The organism is Longirhabdus pacifica, from assembly GCF_004115085.1.
In the GTDB taxonomy this organism is placed as follows: Bacteria; Bacillota; Bacilli; order Paenibacillales; family DSM-105158; genus Longirhabdus; species Longirhabdus pacifica.
On the sequence record NZ_QXJP01000006.1, the window covers coordinates 110563 to 127346 of the forward strand.

The following is a 16784-nucleotide window of genomic DNA, read 5'->3' on the forward strand; positions in this document are numbered from 1 at the left end:
GAAAAGGAGGCTGGTTGGAATGATTCACGTCAATGCATCTTCTTTACAGTTCCATCTGCAAAACGACAGCTTAAGTTACATCTTTCACGTATTAAAAAATGGTCATATCGGACATCTTTATTTTGGGAAGCGGTTACATCATGTAGAAGACTTTTCCTCTTTTTATCAGGAAGATGAAAGAGGAGCAACCGCTTATGTGTATGAAGGAAATAACCAATTCTCATTAGATTTAGTGCAACAGGAGTATCCCGTCTATGGCACAACTGATTTTCGTTATCCAGCCCTGCATATAGAGCAAGAGGATGGAAGTCGTATTAGTGATTTTAAATACCAATCGTATCGCATCATGAAAGGGAAACCTGCATTGCAAGGCTTACCAGCGACGTATGTAGAGGACGAGCAAGAAGCAGAGACGTTAGAAATTACACTATATGATGAAGTGACGAATGCACAACTGCGTTTATTATATACCGTTTTCACAGATTATGGAGTCATCACTCGCTCCGCCAGCATTAGTAATCATGGAAATAAACCGCTAAATATCAACCATATGTTAAGTTGCTCTCTTGATTTTTTTGATGCTAATTACGAGATGGTGCAGCTCTCTGGAAGTTGGTCGCGGGAGCGGCATGTGAAGTGTCGTGCTTTACAAAGTGGAGTGCAATCTATAAGCAGTACAAGAGGTACAAGTTCAAGTCAGCATAATCCTTTTTTTGCACTGAAACGTCCAGAAACGACGGAAGATACGGGAGACGTATACGGTTTTAATTTAGTATATAGTGGTAATTTTTTAGCGCAAGTGGAAGTAGATCATTATGACGTTGCACGCGCTTCTATCGGTATTAACCCGTTTGATTTTAGTTGGACATTAGAAGAAGGAGAGTCATTTCAAGCTCCTGAAGCAGTGCTCGTCTATTCAGACCAAGGGTTAAACGGAATGAGTCAGCAATATCATGGGTTGTATCGCCATCGGCTAGCGAGAGGCATGTGGAGAAACAAGCCTAGACCTATATTAATCAACAACTGGGAAGCGACGTATTTTGATTTTAACGAAGATAAAATATTGCACATTGCAACAGAAGCAAAAGCATTGGGAATCGAGTTGTTTGTGCTGGATGATGGCTGGTTTGGTCAACGGAATGACGACAAGACTTCTTTAGGCGACTGGTTTGAAAATAAAAACAAATTGCCGAACGGCTTAAAAGGTTTATCTGAAAAAATAAATCAATTGGGCATGCAGTTTGGACTGTGGTTTGAGCCGGAGATGGTATCCAAAGTCAGTGAACTATATGAAACGCATCCGGAATGGGTTATCCAAGTTGCCAACCGAGCATGTTCACATGGTAGAAATCAGTACGTTTTGGATTTCTCACGCCCTGAAGTAGTGAATTATATTGATGAGAAAATGGCACATATTTTACAAGATTGCAGTATTCATTATGTGAAATGGGATATGAATCGCTACATGACCGAAATCGGTTCGCTTGCTTTACCAGCTCATCGTCAAAAAGAAGTTCCACACCGCTATATTTTAGGTGTATATGAGCTTTATGAACGACTAACGACGAGGTTCCCTCATATTTTGTTTGAGTCTTGTGCTAGTGGGGGAGCGAGATATGATCCAGGAATGCTGTATTATGCGCCCCAAACGTGGACTAGTGACGATACGGATGCAGTAGAGCGATTGAAAATTCAATACGGCACATCGATGGTATATCCTCTGAGTTCCTTAGGTGCGCACGTATCCGAAGTGCCGAATCATCAAGTGATGCGAGTGACGCCATTATCGACGAGAGCCAATGTTGCTTTCTTTGGTACGTTCGGATATGAGCTGGATGTAAGTAAGATGAATGAGCAAGAAAAACAGCAAGTAAAAGCACAAATTGCATTTTATAAACAATGTCGATCACTCATTCACGATGGTGTGTTTTATCGATTGCGCTCTCCATTTGAAGGGGATGGAAATGAAACGGCATGGATGGTCGTCTTGCCAGATCAATCTATGGCCTTGGTAGGTCATTATCAAGTGCTAGCAAAACCTAATGATGGATTTAAACGACTGTGTTTACGTGGTCTAGATAAGGATCAACGATATAGCGTGCAACAGTTAGACTCTTATCTCAAAAATAAATCTAATGTTGAGCATCACCACTATGGAGATGAGTTAATGTATGCAGGGTTAAATCTAGGCATTTCATTTTCTGGCACAAACCCTGGACTCGTGGAGGACTCCGGTGATTTTTGCTCTAAACTGTGGGTTTTGCAAAAAGGTTAACACTTGAAAATGAAAACATGGTAACGCTGCTATGTTTACAACACACTTCCGTTATGCTGACAGTCATGCATTTATAATATAAGAAAGCTTGGTGGTAACATGAACGTAACTGAGGAATTTTCACATATTTTTGGAAGTGAAGGCTCACTTCATTACTTTTTTGCTCCTGGGAGAGTAAATCTTATTGGCGAACATATCGATTATAACGGCGGGCATGTGTTTCCATGTGCACTGGATGTAGGTACGTATGCAGTGGCAAGAATCAGATCAGATCGAAAGATACGCATGTACTCTATTAATTTTCGCAGTAAAGGAATCGTAGAGGCAGCATTAGATGCGCTGGAGTATGATGAGCAGCAAGGCTGGGCCAACTATCCGATTGGTATTGCACATATGCTGCAAAAGGAAACATTACTGCCGTTCGGTGTAGACGTGCTGTATTACGGTAATATTCCTAACGGAGCGGGTCTTTCTTCTTCTGCTTCTATTGAATTGGTTACGGCTGTGTTGTTTAATGATCTGTTTGGACTCCATAAAGATAAGCTGCAACTTGTCCAACTTAGCCAACAAGTCGAGAATGATTTTATTGGTGTAAAATGTGGAATCATGGATCAATTTGCAGTTGGTTTCGGTAAACGGGATCATGCCGTGCTGTTAGACTGCCAAACATTGAGCTATGAATATTACCCTATTAATCTAGTTTCTACTTCTATCGTCATTGCAAATACAAATAAAAAGCGTGAATTAGCAGATTCAGCATATAATGCGCGTCGTGCAACGTGTGAAAGGGCACTGAAAAAACTGCAAGCCTATGTCACGGTGGATGCACTTGCCCATATTACACCAGCGGATTTTGTACCGTTAGAAGATGTATTGACGTTAGAAGAAGTGAAGCGCGTTCGTCACGTCGTAACAGAAGAATACCGTACAAAACAAGCTGCAGAAGCATTAAAACAAGGTGATTTAGTGCATTTTGGTGCATTAATGAAGCAATCTCATCTGTCGCTAAAAAATGATTATGAAGTGACGGGATTGGAACTCGATACGTTAGTGGAAGCAGCATGGCAACATGAAGCATGTATTGGTGCTAGAATGACCGGCGCAGGATTCGGCGGTTGTACTGTCAATATCGTCAAAGACGAGGGTATTGAAGCATTCAAAGAGCAAGTATCTGTGGAATATGAAAAGATAGTAGGATATGCGCCTAGCTTTTACACTTTTTCAGTAGGAGAAGGGGCATCTAGTATATCGGAACAACAGTGTAGACAGGAGGTTTCAACATGTACGTTGGTGTAGATTATTATCCAGAACATTGGCCAGAGTCCATGATGGAAGAAGATATGAAAGGGATTGTCGGGTTAGGAGCAAATCTGATTCGTATTGGCGAATTTGCGTGGCATAAGATGGAATCCCATGAAGGAAACTTTGACTTTTCTTATTTTGATAAAGTAATTGCGAAAGCGAAAGCAAATGGATTGAAAGTGATGTTTGGCACCCCTACGGCTACATTCCCGGCATGGTTAGCTAAAAAACATCCTAGTATATTATCGCAAGATGAGTTAGGTCATGTGCGAGCGTTTGGAGGAAGGCGTCAGTATTGCTTTAATTCCCTTGTGTATCGTGAATATAGTTATCGTATTACGACAAAGCTAGTGAATCATTATGCTAATGAAGAAACGATCATTGCATGGCAGTTTGATAATGAATTGGGGCACGAAGGTAGTGATATGTGCTACTGCAGTCAATGTCATGAACGTTTTCAACATTATTTAGAGCGTACGTATGAAACAATCGAACAACTGAATGAACGATATGGAACGATTTTTTGGGGACAAACGTATAACGATTTTAGTGAAATTCCGATGCCTACACCGACCGTGACTACCCATAACCCAACGTTGAAACTGGACTGGGCAAGATTCCGTTCTTTTTCCGTTAATGATTATACCGACTATATGTTAGCGGGTATTACGGCAGAGAAAGGGGAGCATCAACTACTTACTACGAATGTATCAGGTGGCTTCTTTGATAAATGGTTCGATCATGAACGCAATGTTCGTTCGCTAGATTTCGTATCTTATGACAACTATCCAGTTTGGGGAGGGTTGCAAAAACCGATTCCTCCTGCAGCTATCGCTTTAACTCATGATTTTAATCGTGGATTACTAGGGAAGAACTACTGGATCGTAGAGCAGTTGATGGGAGCGCAGGGACATAACATCATCGGATATTTACCGCGTCCAAATCAAGCGAAAATGTGGTCTTACCAGGCGTTTGCTCATGGATGTACGGACATGTTGTATTTCCGTTGGAGAGGCATGACAAAAGGAGCGGAGCAGTTCTGTTTTGGTGTAGTCGATCAAGATAATGTGTACGGTAGAAAATATAAAGAAGTCCAGACTGTTTTTCATGACATCAAGCCTTACGAGCACGTATTGCAGTCACCTATTGAGGCGGACATTGCCGTGCTATATGACTATGATAATATTTGGTCGTGGCGCGGACAGCAGCAAAGTGAGAATTTTGATTTCAATCAAGAAATTTTACGTGGCTATGAAGGGTTTTACCAGTACAATGCTCACATGGATGTCATCCCCGTTTCTCGTGATTTTACGGCATATAAAGTACTTGTCGTACCCGTGATGCAAATCATAGATGAAGCATTAAGCGAACGTTTTCAGCATTTTGTTGAAAATGGTGGAACGATCATTTTTACATTTCGAGCAGGATTGAAAGATAGAGATAACAATATTCATTTTGGTAAAAGCTTGCCGTGTCTCATCTCTGATTTAGCAGGTATTGAAATTGATGAAACAGAGTCGTTGCTTGGAGATTGTACATCACCGATTACAGGAACACGTGGAACCAGTGCGCTAACGGTATGGAGAGATATGATTACACCAAAGACTGCAGAAGTACTGTACACCCATGATGATGCGTTCTATAAAGGGAAAGCAGCAGTAACCAAAAATCAATTTGGAAAAGGTACGGTGTATTATCTTGGAGGCGGTGTAGAGAAGAACATTGTGATGGACATCGCAAAAGAGGTGCTAGTAGAAAAACAAATCTATCATGTAGAAACACCAGAAGGTTTAGAAGTGTATCGTAGAAACGTAGGGAACCAAACGTATGATGTTGTTTGTAATCATACAGAAGAACAAATCGCTTTTGATGGAGAAACGTATGCCCCATATGAAAGTAAAATAAGGGAAAAATAATGCAATACTTATCTTTAAGAAAAGCTCATTATAAAAGCTATTAATAAAAAATTTTACGAAAGTAAGTATATTTTGGTAAAAATTTTAGTAAATATTATTGACTATTTTGCTTCATTTCAATAATATTTAATCATATAGTGAAAGCGTTTTCTTAAAGGGGGATATTAAAATGAAAAAATGGAACAAGATAGGTTTCATGTTTATTGCATTAGCATTGTTGGCAGCAGGTTGTTCAGGAGAAGAGGAAAGCTCTGCTGATGGGAAAGTAGAACTCGTTGCATGGGCATGGAATGTCAACGTAGGTGCTTTAGAAGATGCCATAGCGATATATCAAGAGGAACATCCGGATGTTGCGCTGAAAGTGGAGGACATTGGAAGGTTGGATGTGTATGATAAATTAGCAACTGGACTCGCTGCAGGTGGCGTAGGACTTCCAGATATCGTGCTTGTTGAGGATGATCGAATTGCAGGTTATTTAGAAGCTTTTCCAAATGAATTTGCAAACTTAAGTGAATTAGGTTTTGATAAGCACAAAGAAGTATTCCCAGATTTTAAAAACGAATTAACTAGTCATAATGAAACGTCGTATGCCATGCCATTTGACGCGGGACCTGTGGGAATGTTTTATCGTCGGTCCGTTTTCAATGCAGCTGGCGTAGATGTGAATGCGATACAGACATGGGATGATTTTTTAGAGGCTGGTACAATCATTAAAGAAAAAACAGGGGTTTATGCGATGCCGCTCGATATGTATAAAGATGATCCCATTTTTCGGATGATGTTAAGTCAGTTAGGAGTGTTTTACTACGATGAAGCAGGTAACATTGATCTTACCAATCCGAAAGTAGTGCAAGCGATGGAGATGCTCAAGCAATTTGGAGAGGCTGAACTCCTTAAAGATGTCGATGGTTGGAATGGTATCGTGTCAGCAACGATCAATGGTACAGTAGCTACGATTCCGTTTGGTGTTGCCTATTCCGGGACCATCATGGATCAAGCTAAAGATTCCGCAGGAGATTGGGGAGTATTCTTGATGCCTGCTTTTGAAGAAGGCGGAAATCGTGCTGCCAACATCGGAGGTTCTAGCTTTATGCTTGTAGAGTCATCAAAGAAAAAACAAGCAGCATATGATTTTATGGAGTTTTTCACTACGGATCCAGAAGTACAAATCATTGCGTTGGAGGATTACGGGTTATTCCCTTCCCTCTCCACTGTATATGATACTGAAGCTTTTACATCCGATGTGCAATTTTTCGGAGAGCAAAAAATATGGACACTATTTGCTGAAGAAATAAAAGATGTAAAAATGCCTTATTATACGAAAGATTACTCGCTTGGGTTAAATGAAGCGATGAAGGCACAGGCAAGTATGTTTAATGGGGAAGATCCTGCTACAGCATTGCAAAATGCTGCCGAGAGTCTGGCTGATCGTACAGCTCGAGATATAAATCAATACTAGCATAGTAAATGAAACACTAGCAAAGTAAACACCTGCATAGCAGCGTATAAGAGTAAACAAGTAAAGAGAGAACAACATTAGAAAATGAATACTTAGAGGATGGTGGGTTGCTTTAAACCATCATCCTAAAATTTTTAGTAAAAAATTTAGTAAAAGTTATTGACTAATACGCAAAAATTAACTAAAATTTAATAAAAGAGTTGTAAGCGCTTTCCGAGGAGGGGTTTTTAAAATGAAGAAATTTAAAATCATAGTTTTGATGATAATGGCATTATCGTTATTCGTAGTAGGTTGCTCCAGTAGTGATGAAGGTAGTTCCGAAGATGGTAAAGTAGAGTTAGTAGCATGGGCATGGAACGTTAATGTTGGTGCGTTAGAAGATGCAATGACCATGTATCAAGAAGAGAATCCTAATATCTCTATTAAAGTAGAGGACATCGGTAGATCCGATGTGTATGATAAGTTGTCAACAGGACTCGCTGCTGGTGGAGTAGGACTTCCTGATATTGTTCTAGTGGAAGATGACCGAATCCAAAGCTATTTGGAAGCTTTTCCGAAAGGATTTGCAAATTTAAGTGAACTAGGGTTTGATCAACACAAACAGAATTTTCCTAATTTTAAAAATGAATTAGCAAGTCTAAATGATAGTTATTATGCGATGCCGTTTGACGCAGGCCCTGGTGGCATGTTCTATCGCCGCTCTATTTTTAATGAGGCTGGAGTGGATGTGGACAGCATAGAAACGTGGGATGACTTTTTTGAAGCAGGAAAAGAGATAAAAGAAAAAACAGGCGTATATGCTATGTCGCTGGATAAGTTCAAAGATGATCCAACATTTCGTATGATGTTAAATCAGCTCGGTATATTTTATTTCGACGAAGCTGGAAATATAGACCTTACTCATCCGAAAGCCGTGCAAGCGATGGAAATGATTAAAAAGTTTGGAGAAGCTGATCTTATTAAAGATGTAGATGGTTGGAATGGTACCGTGTCTGCAACGGTAGATGGATCGACAGCGGCAATTCCATTTGGAGCTTGGTATTATGGAACCATTATTGATCAAGCGAAAGATACAGCAGGAGATTGGGGCGTATTCTTACTTCCTGCATTTGAAGAAGGAGGTAATCGCGCTTCCAACTTAGGTGGTTCCAGCTTTATGGTATTAGAGGCATCTAAGAAAAAACAAGCAGCATATGAGTTTATGGAATTTTTCACGACAGAATCAGATGTACAGATTATGGCGATGAAAGATTACGGACTGTTCCCTTCTCTTTCAAGTGCATATGAGGCGGATATCTTTACAGAGGAAATAGAGTTCTTTGGCAATCAACCGATATGGAAGTTGTTTGCAGATGAAATGGCAGATGTAGAGACACCTTATTTCACAAAAGATTTCTCTATCGGTTTAGATGAAGCGATTAAAGCACAGGCGAGTGTGTTTAACGGAGAAGACCCTGCAACAGCATTACAAGAGTCAGCGAATCGCTTAGCTGATCGTACAGAACGAGAATTGAATCAATACTAGCGTCGTAAAGGGGAGACTGAAAGGTTATCTCTGATATCCCTTCAGTCTTTCTTTTTTTATATTTTATCTTAAGCAAATTTATACAGGGAAGGACATGACACCTCATGAAAAATAAAGCCTATGTCCCATACTTTTTTATTGCACCTGCTGTTATTCTATTTTCCGTCTTTATGTTGTACCCCATACTATACTCTTTCGTAATGAGTTTTCAAACCAGTGTTGGTGGTATCATGGAGTTCAATGGAATTGAGAACTACAAGCGATTATTTTCAGATGAGATTTTTTTGAAGGCATTAAAGAATACGTTTATTCTACTTATTATACAAGTGCCAATTATGATTTTTCTGGCGTTAGTATTGGCAAATCTATTGAATTCCTCTATTTTAAAATTTAAAGGTTTATTTAGAGTTACTTTCTTTTTACCAGCAGTCACTTCACTTGTTGCGTATTCTATCATTTTCTCGATTATGCTGATGAATGACGGTGTCATCAATCAGGTGTTAATGAGTTTAGGATTTGGTGCAATACCATGGTTAAGCGACCCGTTTTGGGCCAAAGCTTCGCTCGTTCTAGCGATAACTTGGCGTTGGTGTGGTTATAATATGATCATTTTCCTAGCCGCATTGCAAAACATACCAGATCAACTTTATGAAGCTGCGGATATCGATGGTGCTTCTCGTTTTCGTCAGTTTTTCAGCATTACCATCCCACAGTTAAAGCCAGTGATCTTGTTTTCCGCTGTACTATCCACGATTGGAACGTTGCAATTGTTTGATGAGCCTTACACATTAACGGAAGGCGGACCAAGTGATGAAACGTTAACGATAGGGATGTATTTATATCAAACTGGATTCCGTTATTTCGATTTTGGATATGCTTCAACTATTGCTTATGTCATTGTCATATTGGTTGCCATCATGACGTATTTCCAATTTAAGATTGCAGGTGATTCAGAATGAAGAAGAGAAATGTTAAAGTTCGGAAATTTGGATTATATTTCTTGTTGTTAGTTGGTGCGTTAATATCCTTGTTTCCATTTTATTGGTCCGCAATAGGAGCGACGAATGAATCTGGTAGTATGTTTACCAAACCACCAACGTTGATTCCTGGCAATCAATTACTTGAGAATATGAGCAACTTAAATGAACAAATTGGGATTGGTAGAGTCATGTTCAACTCTCTCTTTATATCTATCACATATACCATTATTGCTTTATTTGTTTGCTCCATGGCTTCGTATGCTTTTGCTAAATTTAAATTTAAAGGAAGAGACATCATTTTCACCATATTTCTACTATCGATGATGGTTCCTTATCACGCGACCATTATTCCGTTGTTTAAAATGATGGCGTCTTGGGGATGGTTGAATCAGTATCAAGCTGTCATCCTTCCTAATATTGCTTATCCGTTTGCTATTTTTCTGATGCGACAAAATATGTTGGCCTTCCCTACGGCACTTATTGAAGCTTCCAGAATAGACGGGGCATCGGAATGGAAAATATTTTATAAAGTCGTACTGCCTAGTATGAAGCCTGCACTAGCTGCAACTGCTATTTTCTTATTTATGTATCAGTGGAACAGCTTTTTGTGGCCTTTAATTGCGCTTTCTTCTACAGATATGTATACATTCCCAGTTGCGCTCTCTAGTTTATTTGGTCTTTCTCGTATTGACTATGGACAGGTGATGACGGGAGTAACGCTTGCTACCGTGCCGATTATTATTTTCTTTTTATCATTGCAACGTTATTTCATTTCCGGGATGCTTGGAAGTGCGCTAAAGGAATAGATAAAACGGAAGAAACAAAACAGAAAAGAAAACATAAAGAAAAGCATACAACTATGTATTTTGTCCTATTGGTGTATAATGAAATTAATGGTTACAAAGGTGTACGTTACAAGAAAAAGGGGGAGCATCGATGGCGACATTAAAAGACATTGCTGAAATGGCGGGAGTTTCACTAGCTACGGTTTCTCGTGTATTAAATTACGATAGCACCCTGTCAGTCACTGATGATACACGAAAACGTGTGTTTGAAGCTGCCCAATCGTTAAACTATGTGAAGAAAAAGAAGCAATTACATATGACTCCTCCCAACGAGCGTTTAACATTCGGTATGCTGTACTGGTATTCGGATGCTGAAGAGTTGACAGATCCATATTATATGGATGTTCGTTTAGGTATAGAGCATGAATGTATGGAGCGGGATATCGAGCTGATAAAAGTGGTTAAAAATAAAGCAGATCGCTCAGATGAATGGATAAGCGACATGGATGGATTAATTGTCGTTGGAAAGTACAGTAAGCAAGAGATAGAGGAATTTAAACAAGTAAGTGACTGTATTGTCCTCATCGATTACAGTCCTGTGGATGATATGGACTGTGTTGTTGTAGATTTCCGTAAATCGATGACCGATGTCTTAACGTATTTACTGGACTTAGGTCATACGGATATTGGGTACATTGGTGGAAAAGAGTATAACGATTTAGGCGAACAAATTGTAGATGAGCGGAGTATTACGTTTTACGAATTTTTAAAGCTGAGAGATATGTATGATGAGAAGTACGTATGGGAGGACACTTTTTCCGCAGAATCAGGATATGAGCTGATGAAGAAGGCATTGACTGGAGAGGAAATCCCGACGGCTTTTTTCATCGCTAACGACTCGATGGCTGTTGGGGCGCTCCGAGCACTGCACGAAGAAAATATACGTGTGCCTGATCAAGTTTCCATTGTAGGTTTTAATGATAATGGGACGTCGAAGTTTCTACAGCCATCCTTAACGACAGTGAAAGTATATACCCAATTCATGGGGGAAAGTGCGGTAGAGCTACTACTAGACCAAATGCAATCTAAAAGAGAGCTGACGAAGCGTGTTATCGTTCCTTCTCACCTTGTCGTAAGGGAAAGTAGTGGTAAGGCTAGGGTGTAGTGGGGTTTTCATATGAAAAGTAACGTCATGACTGTGATATCTTTTTAGGAATATCTTTTTTGAAATTGTTTTTTTAGAATAACAAATTTATAGTTTTTTTAAACCAGTATCTCACTTTATTGTGGATACTGGTTTTTAATTTGAACTTGACTTTTTGCTGACATAAATCTTAGTTATACTTCCTCATGTAGTCGTTTTAACCCATGACAACAATAGAACACACAAACGGAGGGAGTATAAATGAAAATGATTAAAAAGCGTGTAGTCATTTCTTTGTTAGCGATGCTTGTTATTTTATCTGGTTGTAGTACAGGTAATGCAACTAGTTTGGAGAATGAAGATGAATGGACAGATAATGATGCGAACTATAGTGCAGAAGAAGATGAGCTTTTGGATGAAAGTGAAGCAGATAGTGATATAGAGGAAAATATATTGTTTCGTGATGACGAAGTTGGTGAAGTAAAGATATATCTGGACGAGGAAGATTACGCTGATATGTTAGCTAATCCACTTGAAGAAGAATGGAAACAAGGTGATATTGTCATTAATGGAGTGGAATTTAATGATATAGCTGTAAGAACAAAAGGGAATTCAAGTTTAATGGACGTTGCTGATAATGAAGATAGTGATCGTTATAGTTTGAAGGTGGACTTTGATAAATATGTAGATGGTCAATATGTTGATGGTATCGAACGAATTAATTTGAATAATAATTTATACGATCCAAGTTATTTGAGAGACTATTTATCTTATTATATTGCGGATGAGATTGGATTAGCTACACCAGACGTTACGTTTGTTAATGTGTATATTAATGACGAATTAATAGGATTATTCCCTTGTATTGAACAAGTGGATGAGCAATTTATTGAGAAGAATTTCACTTACACCGAAGGTGATTTGTACCAACCTGAAGAAGAGAGTTACGCATGGATAGATGATAACTTCGAGAGTTATCCTGGATTTGAATTGGAAACCGATGAAGATACACAAGATACTGATATGTTGGTAGCGATGTTAAATGAATTGAATAGTGGCGATGATTATGAATCTGTTCTCGATGTGGATAGTGTACTAAAATATGCAGCTCTAGTAACGACAACGGTGAGTATGGACAGTTATATAGGTAAATACCAGCATAACTATTACTTGTATCAAAATGATGATGTGTATACCATGATTCCATGGGACTATAATATGGGTTTTGGAACATTCGGTAATAAAGATGCGACGTATAGTATCAGTGATATTGTGAACGACTCATCCAATGTCCTCACTTATCAGCTTTTACAAGTGGATGAATATAGAGAACGCTATTATCAATATGTAGAGGACATTATTACTGGTCCTATGGCTTACGATAATATTTCTGCGGTCATAGAAGAGGTTTCGGATTTAATCAATCCTTATGTAGAAAATGATCCTACGTCTTTTTATGGGTATGAAGCATTCTTGAATGCATGGACAGAGGATTATTCATTCCAAGAAAATCAACAAGCGCCTAACGGAAACCAACAAGGGCCGAATGAAGGTCAACAAGGACTAAATCCAGATCCACAAGGTTTAAATCCAGATCAACAAGGACAGCCAGGACCGAATGGAAACCAACAAGGACCCAATGGTGGAATGCAAACCCAAGCAGGTGAAAGTGGAGCTCAAATTGCCTATGGTTTACTTACTTTCATTGATGATCGAATAAATAGTATTGTTCAGCAGTTAGAATCTATAGACGGCTGAGGAATATGGTGATAAAAACTTCCCACTTATATACGGTGGGAAGTTTTTTTATGTACTGTTAGTTGAAAAAATACCTTTGATTCAACTATACATGTGTGGTTATTTAATTAAACATTCGTATATAGGTAATAGATTTTTGGTATCATTTGTACTTATCCATATGTCCAGTACAAGCTATTATTTACACTGAATTAATATAACCGTTATAAAGAATTAATAGTTTACCAGTATGCTTAGAGTGAATAAAATGTTGATAAAATTCAAAAAAGGGAGTAGATTATGAAGAAAATTAAAGGATATAGTGCATTATTGTTAAGCTTAATCTTGATTTTTTCGTCTTTAACCGTCGGCTTTGCAGATATGGGATTAACTTCAGCGATGAAAGAGGAAAGTTTATTACATGTTGAAAAAATTGCTCATTATGATAGTAAAGTAGAGGGAGAAGGCGGCACTGAAATCGTTGCTTATGACCACAAGACGCAAACGACTTTCTCTGTAAATGGTGCGGAGAAAGCATTAGATATATTAGATTTATCTGTTTTAAGTGAAGGAGCATCGGAGCTTTCACTAGTGAAGAGAGTATCTTTAGATCAATTAAAAGAAACGTTAACATCTGTAAGCGATTTAACGAGTGTTGCGGTGAGCCCCAATTCAGATTGGATTGCTGTTGCTGCTCCAGCTGACCCACAGCATGATCCAGGACATATCGTGTTTATGGATATGGAAGGTAACGTGTTAAACGCTGTTGAAGTCGGAGCTTTACCAGATATGGTAACCGTAACGCCAGATGGTACGAAGGTAGTAGTAGCTAACGAAGGACAGCCAAATGCTGATTATACTATAAACCCAGAAGGCAGTATTTCCGTTATTGATGTAACAGGAGATATTGCTGCTTTGAGTGCAGATCAAGTTACAACATTATCATTTGCTGATGAATCTATCATCGATGAAAGCGTTAGGAAAGTATATGGGGGTGCATCGTATGCACAAGATTTAGAACCAGAGTACATTGCAGTAGATGCTAATAGTGAAATGGCTTACGTTGTTTTACAAGAGGCGAATGCCATCGCATTAGTGGACTTGGTGAATATGAGCATGGTTAGTGTCAACGATTTAGGATATAAAGATCACAGTATAGCTGGAAACGAGTTGGATGCATCAAACAAAGATGATGCTGTTCAAATTAAATCTTGGCCAGTGCTTGGAATGTATCAACCTGACGGTATCACGTTGTTTGAACAGGGAGGAAAGACGTATTTACTCACTGCAAATGAAGGGGATAGCGCAGATTACGAAGGATTTTCCGAAGAAACTAGAGTTTCAGATATAAAAGATCAATACGCTTTGAACGCGAAACATTATGAAAATGTGACACAAGCTCAATTAGATGAAATGGTTGCTAATGGCTTGTTCGAAGAGGAGCAGCTTGGAAGATTGAAAACAACGATATCTGCTCCAATGAATGAAGAAGGTCAATACGAAGCGATTTACGGTTACGGTGCACGTTCATTTACGATTTGGGATACATCAGATATGAGCGTTGTATATGACAGTGGTAGTGATTTTGAAATGAAAACGGCTGAAATTATTCCTGCATACTTTAATGCTACGAACGACGAAGACGGTGCAGATGATCGAAGTGACGATAAAGGTCCTGAACCAGAAGCCGTAGTGGTTGGTCAAGTAGGGGACAAAACGTACTCTTTCATTGGCCTAGAGCGTGTAGGTGGCGTGATGGCATATGATGTAACTAACGTGAAAGAAGCAAAATTTGCTGGTTATTTTTCTAGTCGTAACCTAGATGGTGAAGCATTTGGTGGGGATACAGCTCCAGAAGGATTAACATTCGTTGCTGCTGAGCACAGTCCTACAGGAAATGCTTTATTACTAGTAGCACATGAAGTAAGTGGAACTATTGCAGTATATGAAATGAAACAACACATGGAAGAAAAAGAGATCAACGGAACGAAGATTACGATTCTACACACAAACGATTCACATGGTAGAGTAGAAGAAGGAAAGTATGACGGCATGGGATTTGCTAAAATTGCGACATTAGTAGAAGCATATCACATGAAAAATCCAAACACATTGTTGCTTGATGCTGGAGATACGTTACACGGTACATCATTTGCTACGCTTGAAGAAGGTGTAAGCATTGTAGAGGTGTTGAACGAAGTCGGTTATGATGGTATGGCAGCAGGAAATCATGATTTTAATTACGGTTATGAGCAATTGCTTAACATTGAGAAGTTATTAGATTTTCCTATCCTAAGTGCCAACGTGCGTAAAGAAGATGGATCACGTTTGTTAACTCCATATGTCATTAAAGAAGTAGATGGCGTTTCATTAGGTATTTTCGGCTTGTCTACACCGGAAACACATTATAAAACACATCCGAATAATGTTGCAGGACTAACCTTTACAGATCCAGCTGCAGAAGCAAAATTAATGGTAGAAGAATTACAAGCACAAAACGTGGATGCCATCATTGCAGTAACACATTTAGGTACAGATGCTTCTAGTACGGATACGAGCATTAAAGTAGCGAAGGAAGCACAAGGTATTGACCTTATCGTAGATGGTCACAGCCATACAGTGGATAATTTAGATACAGAAGCAGGAACATTAATTGTCAGCGCGGGTGAATACACTAAAAATCTTGGTGTCGTAGAATTACAATTTGATGAAGAAAATACATTGGTCACTAAAACAGCATCAAGAATGACAAAAGAAGATGCAGCAGATGTTGTGCCTGATCCTGAGGTAGTTGCAATCATTGAAAACATTAAAGCTGAACAGGAGCTTATCTTAAATGAAGTGATTGGGACTTCTGCAGTAACGTTAGATGGAGAGAGAGAACAAGTAAGAAACGGAGAAACAAACTTAGGGAATTTAGCGACGGATGCAATGATCCGTGTATCTGGCGCAGATGTTGCTATAACAAACGGTGGTGGCATTCGTGCTTCTATCCCTGCTGGTGATATCACGAAAGGTAATATTATAACGGTATTCCCATTCGGTAATTACGTGGTAACGAAACAAGTAACAGGGGAACATATGAAAGCAGCGTTAGAAAACGGAGTCACGGATTATCCTGAATTAAAAGGTGCTTTCCCACATGTGTCCGGCATGACATTCGAAATTGATCCAAGTCAACCGGCTGGAGATAGAGTGTCGAAGGTGATGATTAATGGCGAAGCGTTGGATATGAGCAAAAACTACGTGTTAGCGACGAACGATTTCATGGCAGCAGGTGGAGACGAGTATACAATGTTTGCTGAAGCACCGATAGTGAATGAGTATCCAGCGTTAGATGAAGTATTAATTGATTACATTCAATCTATGGGTGAAGTAAATCCAACCGTGGACGGAAGATTTTCCGTAGCTGAAGAAAGTCAAGCTCCAACTAAAGATAGTGTATATATTGTCCAACCAGGAGATACATTGTATCATATTGGATTACGTTATGAAACAACTTGGCGAGAGCTGCAAGTGATTAACAATCTCCATAGCCCGCATCTTATTTTCCCAGGACAGGAAATCATGCTATATAAGTTGAATTAACTTGTTTACCCAACTTATTACCACTGTGCATAAGATGTAGAAATCTCAACATAACAACCTTTATGTCTGTACT

10 protein-coding genes are annotated in these 16784 nt (G+C 39.1%); all 10 read left to right on the forward strand.

All coding sequences use genetic code 11. The features are described from left to right. Nucleotides 1-19 precede the first annotated feature (19 nt). The 10 genes from D1Z92_RS06640 (at nt 20) to D1Z92_RS17260 (ending at nt 16711) form a co-directional block, all read left to right on the forward strand. On the forward strand, nt 20-2275 hold the full coding sequence (locus tag D1Z92_RS06640) for an alpha-galactosidase (RefSeq protein ID WP_128894880.1): 2256 nt from the start codon (nt 20-22) through the stop codon (nt 2273-2275). A gap of 99 nt (nt 2276-2374) precedes the next feature. Then, nucleotides 2375-3571, forward strand: a complete 1197-nt coding sequence (locus D1Z92_RS06645; protein WP_128894881.1) for a galactokinase — start codon at nt 2375-2377, stop codon at nt 3569-3571. Further along, complete coding sequence (locus tag D1Z92_RS06650; protein ID WP_128894882.1) at nt 3556-5493, forward strand: beta-galactosidase; 1938 nt, start codon at nt 3556-3558, stop codon at nt 5491-5493. Before D1Z92_RS06645 ends, D1Z92_RS06650 begins: the two co-directional genes overlap by 16 nt. A gap of 169 nt (nt 5494-5662) precedes the next feature. Beyond that, the gene (locus D1Z92_RS06655) at nt 5663-6952 is read left to right on the forward strand and encodes an ABC transporter substrate-binding protein (RefSeq protein ID WP_128894883.1); all 1290 of its coding nucleotides are present in this window, start codon (nt 5663-5665) and stop codon (nt 6950-6952) included. Nucleotides 6953-7184: 232 nt separating this feature from the next. Further along, nucleotides 7185-8477 carry an ABC transporter substrate-binding protein gene (locus D1Z92_RS06660; protein WP_128894884.1) on the forward strand — a complete coding sequence of 431 codons (1293 nt, stop codon included), beginning with the start codon at nt 7185-7187 and terminating at the stop codon, nt 8475-8477. Nucleotides 8478-8581: 104 nt separating this feature from the next. After that, nucleotides 8582-9436, forward strand: coding sequence for a carbohydrate ABC transporter permease (locus D1Z92_RS06665; RefSeq protein ID WP_128894885.1), 855 nt, complete (start codon nt 8582-8584; stop codon nt 9434-9436). Beyond that, complete coding sequence (locus D1Z92_RS06670) at nt 9433-10263, forward strand: carbohydrate ABC transporter permease (RefSeq protein ID WP_128894886.1); 831 nt, start codon at nt 9433-9435, stop codon at nt 10261-10263. Before D1Z92_RS06665 ends, D1Z92_RS06670 begins: the two co-directional genes overlap by 4 nt. Nucleotides 10264-10393: 130 nt before the next feature. After that, nucleotides 10394-11407: a LacI family DNA-binding transcriptional regulator gene (locus tag D1Z92_RS06675; RefSeq protein WP_128894887.1), complete on the forward strand. Its 1014-nt coding sequence runs from the start codon at nt 10394-10396 to the stop codon at nt 11405-11407. Nucleotides 11408-11647: 240 nt separating this feature from the next. Further along, nucleotides 11648-13144: a CotH kinase family protein gene (locus D1Z92_RS06680; RefSeq protein WP_128894888.1), complete on the forward strand. Its 1497-nt coding sequence runs from the start codon at nt 11648-11650 to the stop codon at nt 13142-13144. A 279-nt stretch (nt 13145-13423) separates the two neighbouring features. Beyond that, nucleotides 13424-16711, forward strand: a complete 3288-nt coding sequence (locus D1Z92_RS17260; RefSeq protein ID WP_164931483.1) for a choice-of-anchor I family protein — start codon at nt 13424-13426, stop codon at nt 16709-16711. The last annotated feature ends 73 nt before the right edge of the window (nt 16712-16784 follow it).